A 16,599-nucleotide genomic window follows, 5' to 3' on the forward strand; every position below is an offset into this window, starting at 1 on the left:
TTGTTTTGCTCGATCGAACCCATCAGAAGTTATCCTGATTTTCCATCGAATACATCTTCGCACAATTGGGCAAAGAATTTACCTTTGATATTCCAATCATAGATTTCCCTGACGCGCGTTTGACCCGATCGACCCAAGCGATCTCGCAATTCACGATCTTGGGCTAAACACACTATAGCTTCTGCTAGACCTTGCACAGTGCGATCTGGGTCAGTAGCAGCCACTTTAATCCCCGTTTGAGCCGTTACTTGAGTAGCCGGACCCCCCAAATCCAAACAAATCGTCGGACGACCAACCCCCATCATTTCCGTGCAGACAAATCCGCCAGAGTCATGCAAACTCGGATGGAGGAGAACGTGAGACTCCCCCATTTTAGAAAGAGTTTCACTGCGAGATAAAGTTCCCCAAAAAAATACTTTATTTGCCAGTCCCAATTCTGTTGCCAAAGCTTCCAAACGCTGCCTTTCCGGGCCGTCTCCCACAATCCAGTATTCCGATTGTTCCAGCTTCGCCTCCGCAAATGCACGGAGTCCCAAGTGCACCCCTTTCCAATGTAAGAGACGACCAACACTGATGAATCTAATTGGTTGCTCCGGCGGGGTAGGAAATTTCTCTAGTTCTTGAATTTCCTGCTGCGATAAACCGACTTGCGAGAAAATCTTCACGTTTTTTGCTTTAAGAAATCGCAGTCGGGCTGCGGTTTCTTCCGTAGTCGCCAGTGCCACGGCACTGCGGCGCGCCGTCAGACCCACAAACGGATCGCGTTCTCCTACGCTTTGAGCCAATGCCCGCAGCGTTTCGTAAATTTTCCCCCGGCGACTAAAATCTTGCCAAAAAGGCTTTGGTGCTGCTTCTGCACCCCCCACAGGCCCCCAAATAAAAGGATGCGGCAACAGCGCCAGGAAACTGGGAGACCAATGTTTGACATAAGTCACGTGATGTACTATGTCAAAACCAATTTCGCGATCGAGCTTCCGAGCGATAAAATATGCCCAGATTTGCCACAGATAGTAGTGAAGTTGCAGCAATCCTTGTTTCCCCTTCCAATCTTCGCTCCACCCAAACGGATCAAAATAAACAAAGTGCAGGTTGGGCACTGGGTTCCGCTCTAGTTCTGCTTCAATGTACGATCGACAAAACGTGCGAGTAAATACCCAACTTTCGTGATGTTTAGCAGATTGGATAACAGTATTCCATCCTACTCCCTCTTCGGAGCCGAGATTCGGTTCGCAAGCAAACGCAGATAATAAAACTTTCATGGCTAAGTGGTAATTGGTAATTGGTAATTGGTAATTGGTAATTGGTAATTTTTCCCTCTTTCCTCTTCCATCCCTCCGTTAAATCCTTTAAAAAATCCTTTGCCGAACTTGCTTTACCTATTCTCCATCAAAAAAGATGTAACTTCGACGTAAGCTTTAGCTGCTGTTTCTGGCGTTTTTTGAGAAATTATCTGTCGTGAACGCTCTCCCATCGACTCAATCAAATCAGGATGATCTAGAAAAACTTGCATTTTCTCCGCTAATTCTTGAACACTGCTAGGGTCGAAAATATAACCGTTCTCGCCTGACATAATTAACTCACAGGAAGCTGCACCATTTGAACACAAGACTGGTTTTCCCAAAACCATCGCTTCGGGTACAACCATACCCCAGACATCCTCAAAAGTAGGAAACACAAAAATATCAGCTTGCTGAAAATAAGCACCTAAATTTCCATATTCTACCCATCCCGCCCACGTTACTTGCTCTTCAAAATCGCACTGTTTAATAAATGCTTCCAGTTCTTCCCGCTGATCTCCCTTGCCAATAATCAACAGCGAATAATCAACATAACCTTGATTTTTAAGAATAGCGCAAGCTTCTAAAAGCGTTTTAATTCCCTTTCTAGCCGTGATGCGCCCTACATACAGAAAAATCGGGCGTTTCAACTGCAAGTTTTGGGGCTGAGTCTGATCCAATCGTTTCAGCAAAGCACCCGCATCAGGTACCAGATAGGTTCGGGTAAAAATTTTATCCTCCGGTACGTTGAGAACTTCCATCAGATATTTTTTACCCGCATTGCTATTGGCAACAAAAGCATCGGCAAACCGCACAATGATGCGGCGCACAAATGTCCTAAAACTGGAATCTCGAAAGTCTGTATTTGGGGAACTACCATCGTAAATAATTGCAACTTTCCACCTCAGTAGCGGTTTTAAAAACGCAACAATTACAGTCCACAAAGAGAAAGCTTGGGGAAAGACCACATGAGGTCTAAATTTTAGCAAATAGCCGATAATACTAGGCGATACTACAATGAATCCGCGATCGTATCCTGTTTCTATCTTTTCCGTCTCGACAAATTTAGTCTCCCCTACCAACTGAATTGCCGATGCTCCCGGCAGGGTCGGATCGAACCCAGACCAAACACGACCAGTATAAAATACAGTATTCTTAAAAAATTTCGTAAATTCCCTCAAAACAGGCTGCCAGTAAGCTCCCAGTTCCACTTCCGGGACAAGCCAAGCAATGCGGAGTTCATTTCTATCAACCATCCTATTCACCTTGAGTTTTGTTTTTAGTCAATCCCAGTTTACTCAACACTGAAAGCCAAACTAACCTGCGATAAGGTAGCAGCCAATAAATTGGCCACAACCAGCCACCATGCCGCTGAGTAAATACTTTCCACTCTTGAGCCGGTTGCAGGGTAGTATCTTTGAATGATAAACCTTTCGGTTTGCTCATTTTATCCAATCCTTCACTTAAATTATCAGCAGCCGTTTTGATCACTTGGGGGTTGAGAGAACAAGTGCCTAAATAGCCAGGAGAAATCCAAACTGTACATCCTTTCTGTCTGGCTCGTAAACCATAATCCCAATCGCCAATATAATGGACAAAAGCCGGATCGAGGTTGCCGACCTTTTGCACAACACTGCGGGGAATTAATACGCAGTTGCCGTGCATAGTATCGCACATCTGAGGCTCTTTTGTTGGTTCGAGGATACCATATCGGAAGGGGTGCAAAGGGTTATTTCGCACCACACCTCCGTATGTTGTTTGACCCGTTTCGGGGTCGCAGGTAGAACCGCCAATGATGGCTTTTGTTTCTCCTTTTTCTGATAATTTTTGAGTTGTTTCTAGCAATACACTTACGGTGTCTCGATAAATAAGAGTGTCATCATTTAACCATAGGTAGTAGTCGGGATCATCTTTCATTGCTTCGGTAAAAGCCCCACGCATTCCCCCGTTCCAAAATAAGTTACCATCGCCGGAAAAAATATTGACTTGAGGATAGATTTGACGAACGGCCTCGCTGGTGCCATCGGTACTGGCGTCATCGACTAGATAGGCTAAAATATCAACATCGGCTGGAAGTGCCTGCTTAAAAAGAGCATCTAAGCAAGCTAATGTTTTCTCTTTGCGGTTGAAGCAAGTTAAAAGGGCGGCGATTTTAGTACGGTTCATTATTCCCAATTTTGCTGCTTTTAACGATAGGTAAGGCTAAAAGTAACAGTGTTTTATTTTACCACTCGCTCGGCGGTTGCAACCGTCGCTACAAAAATGAAAGTATGGCTTACGCAGTCGCTCCCCCCCCCTTTTCACAATGGGGCTTTAAGAGTTCCCCACTTGGGCAACGGGGTGGGGGTATCAAGGTTTTAGAGTTTAAGAGCGTCAGTCCTAGAAGTCTGTCTGGGTAAACTATTGCTGTATTATAGTTGACCCGCGAACTTTTTGGTGATAAATTGGAATTTAGAACTTAAGTTAACAAGCGAAGCCTGCAAACTTCCTAGCACATTCATAATATTGATGAGTTGTACTAAGCAAAAATATTTATACTCGTAGGAGTTGAACAGTTTAAATGCCACATTATCATACAAAAAGTCCCATTGTTTTTGTGGTCTTCAATCGAGTGGATACTACTGAAAAAGTCTTCGAGGCGATTCGACAAGTTAAACCCCCTAAGCTGTTAGTAATAGCTGACGGCCCTCGTGCCAACAAACCTGGGGAAGATGAAAAGTGCGCCGCTGTACGTGCAATTATCGATCGGGTCGATTGGGACTGTGAAGTTCTGAAAAATTATTCAGAGATTAATTTAGGTTGCAGGGATCGCATTTCTAGCGGTTTCGACTGGGTATTTAATACCGTAGAAGAAGCAATTATACTCGAAGATGACTGTTTGCCACACCCGAACTTCTTCCCTTTTTGTGAACAGTTATTAGAGCATTATCGAGATGACAAACGGATTATGTCAATCGCTGGCGTAAATTTACAATTTGGCAGAAAAAGAACAGAAGACAGTTACTATTTTTCGCGTTTTAGTAACTGTTGGGGATGGGCGACTTGGCGCAGAGCATGGCAATACTATGATGTTGACATGAAGTTATGGCCTCAACTTCGGGAAGCCGGTTTTCTCGAAAATTTATTAGGTAATCCTCAATCTGTAAAAGTTTGGGATAGTGCTTTTCAAGTTTCCTATGATGGAACTGTCAACAATTGGTTTTTTAGATGGCTTTTTACTTGTTGGGTTCAAAATGGACTTGCTATTATTCCAGAAAACAATTTAATTTCTAATATTGGATTTGGCAGTCAAGCCACCCATACTTCAGGAGAAGATAGTATATACAGTAATATGCCAACGGAAGCAATGACCTTTCCTTTAAAGCATCCCAACCACGCGATCCGAAATTTTGTAGCGGATCAATTCACTCAAGATACATTTTATGATTATCATCCCCCATTAATCAGGCGCATCAAGAAAAAATTAAATAAGCTATGTGGGAACACAATATTTAACCTTCACTAAGTAATTAGTAACCATGTCTAAAATCTCAACATTTCTCAGTTCTCTACTCAAAAATCCAATCACTGAATATCTGCGATTTTTAGTCAATTGGTGGAAAAACAAGTTTAAATATAATAATTTTTATCAAGACTATATGGCTTTGGTTACAAATTCAACTATCAGTCACAATGTTAGTGTGTCTAGTCGTGTAGCCATAGAAGGTTCTGTCATAGGTTCTTACACTTATGTGCGCGATAATACGCGAATTTTCAATGGTGTTGTCGGCAATTTTTGTTCGATAGGGCCAAACTGCATCATTCGCTTAGGCGTACATCCTGTGGGAAATTTTGTTTCAAGCCATCCGATATTTTATTCGCCAAAGATGCTAGTAGGGACAACCTTTGTAGACCAAAAATATTTTGAGGAAGAGGAAAAAACTGTCCATATCGGCAATGATGTTTGGATTGGATCAAATGTTATTGTTGTAGATGGTGTAACTATTGGTGATGGAGCCATTATCGCAGCCGGAGCCGTTGTCACAAAAGATGTGCCACCTTATGCTATATATGGAGGAATTCCGGCCAAACTTATTCGCTATAGGTTTGATGAACAAAAGATTGATTTTCTGCTGAAGTTTAAGTGGTGGGACAATGATGAAAAATGGTTGAGAAAAAATGTCAAAGATTTTCACAACATTGACAAATTTATCCATATTTATAACACGGAAAATAGTTGAAGGCTAGCGGATTCGGTAGTAGGTCTAATTAGCCCGATGTTATATAACATCAGCAGTCATCTGGGATTTAAACTTAGACCAATTCAGAACCATCACAGCCGCTATGAATGCCAGTGTCTCATTGCTAGTCTGATACGGTAAAAATCTATAGCGAAAACTAGCCATTCTCGGATCACGTTCTTGGTATAAAATATCTTGGGCAAAGTTCCCCCAACGCTCATCTATCAAATCAATTGTCATACCAGCATGAGCCGAAGGTAGCAACATATTAGAGCCGTGAAGACCAATTACTAAGCGGCTTTGTGAATAAATACCGCATATTTCCTTTTCAACTTTTTCATTAAAACTATCCACTCTGTAATCTTCAATCCATTCTGGAAACTTAGTTTTTCTCCCCAAACCAGCTACTGCAAATTTTGCTTCTGGTACTTGCAACCTGATCTTCTCAAATAACTGCTGAATTTTTAAATTTTGCAATGGCAGTGACATTGCTTTTTGATCTATTTTTCTAAGCACTCGAAACAGCAAACGGTTAACTAATAAACGATCTTCGCGCCAAATAAAAGTAATTTTTATTTCTTTGTTCTCAAAGTTATGTTTTGGAACTCTAGTAAAGCGCGTGATGTCGAACTGACTGGGATGAGAATGAGCTTCGCTGACATAAATTTCATCAAAGCGTTTAGTTTCTTCTTCAACAAACTCGGCGAAGCTGGGATAGTAATTCTGACCATTTTTTAAAGAAATAGGTACGGTCCAGACTTCTGCAACTTCATCAGGAACCATCCACCTTAAAAACTTAGGAACTATCACAACTAACCCGTAGTCCGAGTTGCATTCTAAGTGCCTTTGTGCATTTAGCAACTTGAGCAGGGAATGACCATAAAGATGATCGATACAGTTTAAGATAATTACCCGATTGCAGGGTTTAAAAATTTCTTTTACAATCTCAAGTTTTTCCGGTTGAGGATTTTGGAGTGAATTAAGTAATGGTTGGCCTAACCATTCCTTCTTGTAATCCTCGGCTGCAAAAATTTCTCCTTTTATTAAATTAACTTGGATGTAGTTTTTCACTCCATGACCTACTCTCAAATCGTCGATTATCTCGCTGCCGCATCCCTCGCACTTAGAGTCTAGAACAATGTGGATACCGTGCCACAGAACATTTTTCGGATTAAGTTCTGTTCCACAATAGGGGCAATTCGATCGCTGTTCGATTTTAGGTTTAATTTGAATCACTTTACTAATCCTCGGATTCTACAAGCTGCCTTGTATAAGTTAAGCGAACGCCAGATAAAATTTGCGAAGGGGCGCAATTCCTTAATCAAGAAATTGACTAATATAATCACGTAAAAATAAGTTATCAGAGTAGCTGCCGTTGCTCCAAAAGCTCCATATTTAGGAATCAGAAAAAAGTTCAACCCTACATTAAAAATAGATCCGACTACAGTCAAGTAAAGACCGTAGCGCAACTGACCTTCTATGTTCAAATATGTACTCCGTGCTACTCCAAAGTTACTGCCAAATTGCGCCCAAACATAGATTGACAGTACCGCTGCTGACTTCGCATAGTTTTCACCGTAAAGCAGATGCACTATCCAGGGAGAAAGTAATGATATCGGTATCGCCACTCCCAACCATAAAAATATCATAATATCCGAGTAAATTTGAAATTTATTTAGATATTCTTCATAATTTGTATTTCTCAAATTCGCTAATTTGGGAAAAATAGAACCGGATATGATCATCGGCAAGAAATCGCAAATTTCGGAAATTTTAACAGCGGCAGCATAATAGCCAAGTTCAGCATTTTTATTCATCGCACCGAGCATTATCTGATCTGTTTTTGAGTACACATAAACGGCCAATCCCGACAATATTATCGGCCAACTCTCCGATAGCAGTTCCTTACACCTTTCCCAACTGAAGTGCCAATCCTTAATTTTATTCCCCGTAAGCTGATAAAAATATACATAAGCGATTCCTACTAATGCGACCTCTGTCAATCTAACCCAGGCGAAGGCAAGCAGGGGGGCTTTAATTGTTACTAACCCAATTCTGACAGCAGCAACTAAAAAACATACTGAATTTTTAGCCAACACTGTATATTTTGACTGGATTTGGGACTGAAACCAAAAATTGATAGCCTCAAAAGCATTAAAGATAGTTCCGGCTGCGATGATACCTACCAGCCACCGAGTCAGAGTGTCGTTGGGTTTGAGTAGCGCAATCACGGTGACAGTTAACAACAAAGTGATGCAGCCACCAGTAAATTGCAGTCCGAAGGCAGTTCCGAGGGTCTCATTTTTGCATTCTGGGTCGCGAGCGATATTCCTCACTACCAGAGTACCCAACCCCATCGTTGCCACCGAACTAAACAGCGACACAAAGGCGATCGCGTAGTTGAGCAATCCAAATTGTGTCGGACCAAGATAGCGAGCCACCCAAAGACCGACAAACAGACCTAGACCCATCTGCAAGATTTGGTCAGTGAACAGCCAAGCTATGTTGCTGAGTACCTGGCGCAGATTAGGGCCGAGCCTTTTACTGACCGCAGTTAACTTATCTAGCATCAGAATATTTTAAATCTTTACAAAACACAAACGCAGTTCTGGCAGGGTCGGCAATCTCGCAAAATTAGACTGGTTGATCCTATAACAACATATCACAACTTGAGGGAGCATCTCAATGAAAGCAGCCCACCTAGAAATTGGAGTTTGGAGGCAGGAGGCACGAGGCAGGAGGCAGGAGGAAAGAGGAAGAAGGAATGAGCCAGAAGAAGTGTTTTTACAAATATGAGATGCTCTCCAAATTGACCCACGATCCGCCCAATGCTTACTTCAATGGACAGTGCCAGCTAAAGAACGCCTTTGAGGGCTACTGGTGCTACTGTTAGAACTATTGTTAGCATTATCTATCGCCAGTCGAACCGTCAACATTGCGTAACTCAGCCAAGGATTTGCTATCTCTATAATATAACTTTCTGTGATGTTGCTTATAATAATAGACACTAGAAAACAAATCGGTATTCCCGCTTCTTCCAGGGTGCTACGACTCAAATACCGAACTGCGTAAGCTAAATTGAGCAGCAAGGAAGTCATCATTAAGATTAATCCGGGCCAACCGAAGGCTAACAAGATACCGATCGCGCCATTGTGAGGATTTTTCGGTTGAAATCCATTAGGAGTATAAATAAAATAAGCCGGAGTACCCGATCCTAACTTATCTTGTTGAAAAAATCCATCGTATCCGTAGCCAAACCAGGGGCGCTGATTTACCGCAGCAATTAACTGCGGCCAGAATTCTGTCCGCCCAGTTAGAGTCAAGTCTTTGCCTAAGCCACCTACAATAATATCCTCTAGGTTGTCTACTACAAAAACAGTCATAATTATGCTGACGACCAGGAAACATATAATCGCAGTAAATGCCCACTGAAAACTTAATTTTTGTAGAAAGTTTAGTGACGACACTGCAATTATTAATAGGATTGTAATCACTAGAGCCGCGCTCGATTTATTAGCCCTTACCAGGTAAAATGAAAAAAACATCATTCCCAAAGCAATCCAGCGATCTTTCTGAGTTTTAGCTCCTTGAAAATAATGCAAATACCAAAATGCCGTACAGAGAGATAAGACTCCCCCCAAAGAATTTTTAGATTGGGTTAAGCCAACAAAATCGCCTGCTCCAGGGGGTTTAATTACAAAACTTGCCAAACCAATTGCCGTGTATCCCCAGCGCCAGAAACGAGATAAATCCTCCCATTTATATTGGGCTGCAATGTAAAACCCGAAAGCAGTAAATCCTGAGAAAGCTAGGCTTGCTCTTAGCGTTTCTTCAGGAACTAGAGACCATAATGTAGACAGTAAGGGAAGTAATATATAAAGTAAAAAGAAAGGATTCATTATCAATATTTTGGAAAAAATATCTATAAAATTGCTCATAAAAATTTTGATTCTTGAAATCAAAATTAATACTACCCAGGGGTAAAAAAAATAAGGTATTAGTTTTAATATTCCCCCTTCTGGATCTTTCAAATTAACAAAATGCAAGTAATTAAAAGGAGGTTGTATCAAAAAGGGAGAGATAAAAATATAAAGACAAGCAAAGCTTTTTTCTAAAGCCAAACCGATTTTTTTATAGCTGGCAAATTGAAATAATAGTATAGTTGCCATCCCGACTATAGCAAGTAGCATCAAAGTCAATGAAGAACTACCTAAAATCAGCTCTCTCAGCATATTGGGTAGAGACACTGGTTGATTCATAATTGCTTTCCTTTATCACCAACAATATCAAATTATATAGATATAAAATATAGCCGTCAACCCGCAACCACGCTAACACATAAATTAGGCATAAAGCAAAAATACAGCATCGTTTTTTCGGCGATCGCTTAAAATAATGAGCTTTTTGCCCAGCACTAAAAAGGCTACACTTATATAAATCATAGTCAATAAAATTAGGTGGTGTATGGTTAACACCCATTTTCCAAGGCAGATAGCCCCGTCGGTTGTGGGTGTTGTCTTGTTTGCTTCCAGTGTCCTCGCTGATGCCAGGATCACCCCGGCACAACTTCCCATCCCGCTAGGCGCAGACCAAGCCCAGAATGTTGCGCCCGTTAGGCGATCGCCCGAAAGCTACAAACTCGGCGGTGGCGATCGCATCCAAGTAGAAATACTCGAAGTACCCGAACTTAGCCGTGGCTACGAAGTCCTTTCCGACGGTTCAGTCAACCTGCCCCTGATCGGCTTGGTCTCCATCCGCGGTCGCACCTTAGTAGAAGCCACCAACATCATCCGCAACGCCTACCGCCGCGTCCTCAAAGACCCCATAGTCACAGTCAGCCTCGTCGCCGCCCGCCCCCTCAACGTCGGCGTCATCGGAGAAGTCACCAGGCCCGGAAACTTCACCATTACCCTAACTCCTGGCCCGGGAGCCGCGCCGAGTGTCCAGTACCCCACTGTCACCCAAGCGATCAGACTCGCAGAAGGCGTCACGGGTGTGGCCGACATCCGCAACATCCGTGTCCGCCGTCCCCAACGAGACGGCCCCGATCAAGTGCTCAATGTCAACCTGTGGAAATTCTTGGAGGAAGGAGACATCTCTCAAGACATAATTTTGCAAGACAGAGACACAATCGTGATTCCCACAGTCGCCAACTTCAACCAAGCAGAAGCTCGTCAATTTGCGACGGCAAACTTTTCGCCACCCCCAGAAAAACCTCGATCGATCTCCATCGTTGGTCAAGTCACCCGCCCCGGGGCTTACGTCGTGATCGGTGGCAATACCACCAACGACCTCAGCCGCGAAGGTTTCCCCACCGTCATCCGGGCCATTCAGCTAGCTGGTGGCATCACATCGGATGCCGACATCCGGCAAATCCAAGTGCGGCGCGTCACCAGAAGAGGTGAACAAATTATCCCAGTCAACCTGTGGCAGTTCCTAGAGTCCGGCGACGGCGCTCAAGATACCATCCTCCAGGAGGGAGACACGATCATTGTGCCCAAAGCCACGATCGTTAACCCAGCAGAAGCTGGCGTACTCGCTAGCACTAACTTTGCCCCCGTCGGCATTAACGTTTTTGTAGTAGGAGAACTCAGAACATCCCTCGATCCCTTGAGGCTCCCAGCTAATGCCACACTGAATCAAGCTTTAGTTTCCAGAGGATTTTTTGGCTACGAGAATACCAGAGCTAGAAGGGATAAAGTTGAGCTAGTCCGCCTCAATAACGACGGTACAGCTACTAAACGGACGATCGAAGTCAATTTAACTCAAGGAATTAACGAAGAAACCAATCCTCAACTTCGCAACAACGACATGATTATCGTATCTCGCAGGGGTCTCGTCAATTTTGTCGATCGCATGAACGCTGTAATCGGACCTGTCGGGCCTGCGACGGGAGTGTTAAATTTTATAAACGTTCTCCGATTTTTATTCAGGTAAGAAGGCGGCGGGTGAGGTGAATAATTCCTGGCAAAGGCTAGAATAAACTAAACAATAAGATTACCCAGCCGCGACCTGGCCGCTTCAAAAATATCAACCTCAAAAATATCAACCTCAAAAATACCCAGGCTGAATATGGATAGCAGACAAGATTACCAACCCTTCACACCTAAATCGAATGGCAAACTGCCGGAGTTATCTGCTCAGAACTACAGAGATCACTTTGTTGAGGAGAGAGAAGAAGAAAAGCTAGACTTGTCCTGGCTCTTAGGCGTCGTGCGCCGTCGCTTCCCGGTCATGGCAGCCGCCACCATTGCTTTGAGCGCCCTGGCAGGAACAGCGATCGTCGCCACTTCTAAAAGCATAACGATCGAGTATGAAGGCTCCTTTTCCCTGTTAGTAGAACCCGCCACTGCTGAAGGTTTGCTGTCCAAACAATTAAACAACACCCAAGCTGCCGACTTAGCAAGAATTAATATAGAAGGAATTAGCTTAGTAGACTACGAAACCCAAATTAGGATTTTGCGTAGCCCCAAATTGATGCAGCCCGTGCTTGAGGAATTGCGAGCGTGGTATCCCAAAATGACCTATACGGAACTGATCTCAAAAATGTCCATCAACCGCATCAGCTACACGAAAGATGGCAAACAGCAAGGCACAAAAATTTTACAAGTTCGCTACAAAGATGCAGACAGAAAAAAAATTAACAACGTATTGGACAAAATTTCTAAAGCTTATCTAGACTACAGCTTGCAGCAACGGCTGATGGGCATTAATCAAGGTATTAAATTTATAGATACGGAGCTTCCCAAGCTCCGAGAAAGAGTAGAAGTTCTGCAATTGCAAGTCCAAAGACTGCGGCAGCAGAGCAACTTATTTGAACCTCAGATAGAGGGAAAATCTTTGTCTGAACAAGTTCAAAGCATTCGCGGCAAGCAAGTAGAAATCAGAGTTCAGCTAAAAGGGATGCGAAACCTCTACCAAAGCTATGAAAAACTACTCAAGGAAAATAATCCCCAGGGGCTGCTGATTACCCAAGGACAAGCTTACGGCGGACTCTTAGGTCAAATTCAGAGAATAGACTCGGAATTGTCAATGAAATTAGCTCAGTACAGAGAAGACAGTTTGCCAGTTTTAGCGCTGCGAAAAAGTCGGGAAGAACTTATTTTAACCGCCACTCAACAAGCAAAAGAAGTGGTGATGGGAAATTTAGAGACCCAAATCAAAGAAATTGAAGCGCGCGATCGTGAAATGACCGCTGTGCAAAATGCTCTCAACCAAAAAATTAGAAACTTTTCAGTTACAACCCGACAATACGACAATTTACAGCGAGAACTGCAAGTAGTTACTAAGAGTTTGTCGGACTTCTTGGCAAAACGAGAAGCCTTGCGAATTGATGCGGCTCAGGAGCAAATACCCTGGGTGCTGATAAATCCTCCGGAAATTCCGCGAGACAAATTCGGCAACCCTATAACAGCTACCGTCAAACAAACCAGAAAACAGTTAGCGCTGGCAGTAATTTTAAGCAGTCTGCTGGGCATAGCCGTCGGCTTGCTCGTAGAGGTACTAAATACTGTGTTCCACACTCCAGAATCACTCAGAATGGCCACAAGATTGCCAATACTCGGGGTGATTCCGTTTACCAAGAAAGTCAAGCGCAGACCGCCAGCCAGACAGAGAAAACTAACATCGGCTCGATCGAACTCGAAAGTGGAAGTAGTCGAACAGGTCGAAGCTAGACCTACTGGTTCGATGAGCGGGGCACCAAGTATTTTGAGCGACTTGGACTATCAATTTTTAGAAGCATTTCGATCCCTATACACGAACATTCACTTGCTGAGCGCAGGCACGGCAATTCGATCGCTCTTAGTCGGCTCAGCCGTAACCGGAGACGGGAAATCTACAGTAGCTTTGCACCTAGCAGCCACAGCAGCAGCCGTAGGACAGCGAGTATTGTTAGTAGATGCAGATTTGCGTTGCCCCCAACTGCACGCTAAGTTAGGACTGTCGAACGTGCGTGGCCTGGGCGATGCCATCTCCACAGATATCAGCCTCAACGACGCGATTCAACGAGCCCCGAACCAAGAAAATTTGTTTGTACTCACCGCAGGCCAAATTCCCCCCGATCCGATCAAGCTTCTTTCTTCCAAAAAAATGCAGTATCTGATGGAGCAATTTCAAGCATTTTTTGACTTAGTAATTTATGACACCCCGCCACTAGCAGGCTTGGCAGACACCCACTTGATCGCAGCTCACACAGACGCTACGATTATGGTCGTCCAAATTGGGCAAACGGACCGAGCGCAAGTTCGCAAAGTTTTAGAAGAATTAAAAATTTCTGGAGCTTCCGTTTTGGGAATCGTTGCTAATGGCTGCAAAAACACCGGTCACAGCTACCGCCAACGCCCGGTCGTTTTAGACACGCTCTACGACCAAAAACTATCGGCTTTAGGTACGAAAAATCCTAATTAGACAAATGTTGATGCAGGCGGCCGAGGGCCGCCGTCCTCAACGGGAAACGCACAACCAAGCTATACCCTGATTTTTTGATAATAGTACCATTTGAGAAAGAAAATGATAGACTAACGGACATAGCCTCGTGTGTCAACCGAGATTGCGCGGATATTTAAATTTTGCGGTAATTACTCAGAAAATGATTGAGAAATCAGCAAAAGTGGGTAAACTACATTTAGCAGAGCGCAATCTCAATCAGGAAAAGACACCTTTGAAGGTGAACGTTAGTGTAAACGTTAATGAGAACGTTTCAACCCAGAAACTTGGTAGGGATTATTCTATGAGTACAGTTATGGTTGTTGATGATAGCGTCACTCTGCGGGAGATGATCGCCGACTTGCTCAAAGGTAGAGGACTAAACGTCACGGTAGCGAGTGATGGCGTAGAAGCTCTAGAGCAAATTAAAGCTAACCGCCCAGATTTAGTCGTTCTGGATATCGTGATGCCCCGGATGAACGGCTACGAAGTCTGTCGCAGGCTCAAAAGCGACCCTAAAACCCAAAATTTGCCTGTAGTAATGTGTTCGAGCAAAAGCGAAGAGTTCGATCGCTATTGGGGAATGAAACAAGGAGCCGACGCTTACATCGCCAAGCCATTTCACCCTCAAGAATTGGTCGGGACTATTAAGCAACTGCTGCGAGGTTGAGGTGGAGGAGTAGGGACAGGAAAAAAATTGTCTTCAGCGCTGATTATTTCTGCTCCCGCAGCCTCTCTAAACTACTCGATTGACAATAGTCCAAACATCCCCGTCCGATCGCACGTAGGGAACAGAAATACTCTTAAAACCAGTAATAAAAGGCTTGTAATAAACTTGCCAGTAGCTGGGACTAATTTGGTCGGCGATGGCCTTGAGTCCCTTCACTTCCGCCGCCAGTTCCGCCGCCAGTTCATTAATCCGTTCCGCGTGTCCCTGAGCTAGTAGTCTTCCTTCTTCAACTTGCTCCTCCATCGGACTGATTCTTTGCAACTTTACCGACTGCTGTTGTTTCTGACTCAGTTGAGCAGACAGAGCCGCGATCGCGTCATCTATACCCTTGACTTCTGCCGACACTTGTGCTGTTTCCCTGGCGTGACGCCGATAAGCATCGGCGATCGCTTGGGGCGAATCACCTGCTGGGACAACATCGGCAATACTAAGCTGCTGGCGTTCCAGGCGCAATTCCTCAATTTTAGAGTAAATTGCTTCTATATCTGTCTGAAGTTTGTCCACCTAATTATTACCGCGTGGTTGTTTGATATTTTAGCATATTAACACAAACCAATGACCTAATCGCCCTATAAATAGCATACAGCACTTCCGGATGTTATGAGGTACAGTAGCAGCAATTAGTAAACCAGTTTTTAAGATGTTTCGGATTAATTAAGTCAAGAGCCACAGAAATTATGGTGTCAACCATTTTAGTGGTGGTTGGTGACAAATGGATCGAGAAAGATTTGAGTTGCGACCACCATAATTCAATTGGATTAAAATCAGGAGACTATGGGGAAAAACACAAGATAGAAGCACCCACCGCTTCAATCTACTGGCTTAATTGAATCTACTTTATGCGCGGGTAAATTATCAATTCACGTCTACTGCTCCCGACCACAATTGTGGCACTAAACATTGCTCAATAAATACCTCAAATGCTTTGCCATCCATTGAGTTATCCATTGTCATGAGTGCCACTACTCGCTTCAAACTAATTGCACCAATTACTGTGACTTTTTTCCCTCGGTAAAAAGGTTTAACCGCATAGACTCTCGTTCCTCGTTGTGAACGTGCATGACTTCTGGTTAAACAAGCGTAATACTCCAGTATCATCTAAAAAGACTATATTTTTTGGGTCGATATGCTTGAGTTTTTACCAATAATCTAACCTTAACTTCATGACTCTTTCAGTGCCGGCTTGGCTACCGATCACTGTTTTTTTTTACGATTCTTCTGGGCAAATAACTCACACAATTCTAGTAAGGTTGCATCGGGATGTGCTGCCACTATTTCTCTCAAAGAAGCTGTGGAATTATTCAAATGACTATATCTCGGTTTCCCACTCTCGTTTCGGCTGTAAATTCCCCTCGATTTTTTGTTGCTTGACCAGTTTTTGAACTAAGCTTTTACTGACGGAAAATATCGCTGCTGTTTTTCTGATCGACAGCTTCTGATATTGATGGGCTGCTACTATTTTTGGAAAGCAAATTTACTGAATATGCTTTCATTGGTGTATTTTTTAATCCCACATTCCGCACCCCCAACTGGCACATAGGCAGATGGAGGGGATAAAAGTGAATCATCCGAGATAATAGTGAGTAAAAACACCCAAAAATCTGTGCAACGCTCGCATCACTCAGTTAGGAATTCCTAAAAATTGACATGAGGGCATTAATTCAATCTTCTTAGCCCATTAAAAGTCAAAAATCAGACCATTAATAACTATTAATTCCCAGCATATATCGCCCGCATTATGACAATAATACATCACTGCTGAATCAACAATTATTTAAATGTAAGTCAGTTTTACCAATCAATAATAGACTTCTTTTCACAACAAAAAATAATAAGACCGACAGGTGACTGGAAATAAATTTAAGATAGCTAACCGTTCTGATGTCAAATTAGAAACTTGCTGAATTCCTTGAATACACACGGCATGAATCGATTGAAAACTTTG

General features: G+C 43.2%; 13 protein-coding genes. 5 read left to right on the plus strand and 8 right to left on the minus strand.

Annotated features, from left to right (window positions below; genetic code table 11):
- Positions 1 to 29 precede the first annotated feature (29 nt).
- From QT984_RS25220 to QT984_RS25230, 3 genes are all read right to left on the minus strand, one after another.
- Positions 30 to 1,259, minus strand: a complete 1,230-nt coding sequence (locus tag QT984_RS25220; RefSeq protein ID WP_333057263.1) for a glycosyltransferase — start codon at positions 1,257 to 1,259, stop codon at positions 30 to 32.
- 113 nt (positions 1,260 to 1,372) lie between these two features.
- Positions 1,373 to 2,533, minus strand: coding sequence for a glycosyltransferase family 4 protein (locus QT984_RS25225; protein WP_333057262.1), 1,161 nt, complete (start codon positions 2,531 to 2,533; stop codon positions 1,373 to 1,375).
- 1 nt (position 2,534) lies between these two features.
- A complete protein-coding gene (locus tag QT984_RS25230) occupies positions 2,535 to 3,443 on the minus strand; it encodes a glycosyltransferase family 2 protein (RefSeq protein WP_333057261.1) in 909 nt (302 codons plus the stop codon).
- 394 nt (positions 3,444 to 3,837) lie between these two features.
- Here QT984_RS25230 and QT984_RS25235 point away from each other — a divergent pair, with 394 nt between their 5' ends.
- Together QT984_RS25235 and QT984_RS25240 are read left to right on the plus strand one after the other, a co-directional pair.
- Positions 3,838 to 4,782, plus strand: coding sequence for a glycosyltransferase family 2 protein (locus QT984_RS25235; protein WP_333057260.1), 945 nt, complete (start codon positions 3,838 to 3,840; stop codon positions 4,780 to 4,782).
- Between the two features lie 13 nt (positions 4,783 to 4,795).
- Positions 4,796 to 5,497: a CatB-related O-acetyltransferase gene (locus QT984_RS25240; protein ID WP_333057259.1), complete on the plus strand. Its 702-nt coding sequence runs from the start codon at positions 4,796 to 4,798 to the stop codon at positions 5,495 to 5,497.
- Between the two features lie 39 nt (positions 5,498 to 5,536).
- Here QT984_RS25240 and QT984_RS25245 read toward each other — a convergent pair whose 3' ends face one another.
- From QT984_RS25245 to QT984_RS25255, 3 genes are all read right to left on the minus strand, one after another.
- Positions 5,537 to 6,733, minus strand: a complete 1,197-nt coding sequence (locus QT984_RS25245) for a hypothetical protein (protein ID WP_333057258.1) — start codon at positions 6,731 to 6,733, stop codon at positions 5,537 to 5,539.
- Complete coding sequence (locus tag QT984_RS25250) at positions 6,730 to 8,067, minus strand: flippase (protein WP_333057257.1); 1,338 nt, start codon at positions 8,065 to 8,067, stop codon at positions 6,730 to 6,732. The genes QT984_RS25245 and QT984_RS25250 overlap by 4 nt, the downstream gene beginning before the upstream one ends.
- Before the next feature lie 267 nt (positions 8,068 to 8,334).
- Positions 8,335 to 9,756: an O-antigen ligase family protein gene (locus QT984_RS25255; protein ID WP_333273769.1), complete on the minus strand. Its 1,422-nt coding sequence runs from the start codon at positions 9,754 to 9,756 to the stop codon at positions 8,335 to 8,337.
- 205 nt (positions 9,757 to 9,961) lie between these two features.
- On the opposite strand from QT984_RS25255, the gene QT984_RS25260 reads away from it, so the two are divergent.
- The 3 genes from QT984_RS25260 to QT984_RS25270 all read left to right on the plus strand — a co-directional run bounded on the left by QT984_RS25260 (position 9,962) and on the right by QT984_RS25270 (position 14,594).
- Positions 9,962 to 11,434 carry a polysaccharide biosynthesis/export family protein gene (locus QT984_RS25260; RefSeq protein ID WP_333057255.1) on the plus strand — a complete coding sequence of 491 codons (1,473 nt, stop codon included), beginning with the start codon at positions 9,962 to 9,964 and terminating at the stop codon, positions 11,432 to 11,434.
- Positions 11,435 to 11,569: 135 nt separating this feature from the next.
- On the plus strand, positions 11,570 to 13,906 hold the full coding sequence (locus tag QT984_RS25265; protein WP_333057254.1) for a polysaccharide biosynthesis tyrosine autokinase: 2,337 nt from the start codon (positions 11,570 to 11,572) through the stop codon (positions 13,904 to 13,906).
- Between the two features lie 322 nt (positions 13,907 to 14,228).
- A complete protein-coding gene (locus tag QT984_RS25270; protein ID WP_039886668.1) occupies positions 14,229 to 14,594 on the plus strand; it encodes a response regulator transcription factor in 366 nt (121 codons plus the stop codon).
- Positions 14,595 to 14,660: 66 nt separating this feature from the next.
- On the opposite strand, the gene QT984_RS25275 is transcribed toward QT984_RS25270, so the two are convergent.
- Both QT984_RS25275 and QT984_RS25280 read right to left on the minus strand, forming a co-directional pair.
- A complete protein-coding gene (locus QT984_RS25275) occupies positions 14,661 to 15,158 on the minus strand; it encodes a hypothetical protein (protein WP_333057253.1) in 498 nt (165 codons plus the stop codon).
- 351 nt (positions 15,159 to 15,509) lie between these two features.
- Positions 15,510 to 15,752 (minus strand): transposase, encoded by a 243-nt coding sequence (locus QT984_RS25280; protein ID WP_333057252.1) that lies wholly within the window; start codon positions 15,750 to 15,752, stop codon positions 15,510 to 15,512.
- Positions 15,753 to 16,599 lie beyond the last annotated feature (847 nt).

This window comes from Microcoleus sp. Z1_B2, from assembly GCF_036700325.1.
Taxonomy (GTDB): Bacteria; Cyanobacteriota; Cyanobacteriia; order Cyanobacteriales; family Microcoleaceae; genus Microcoleus.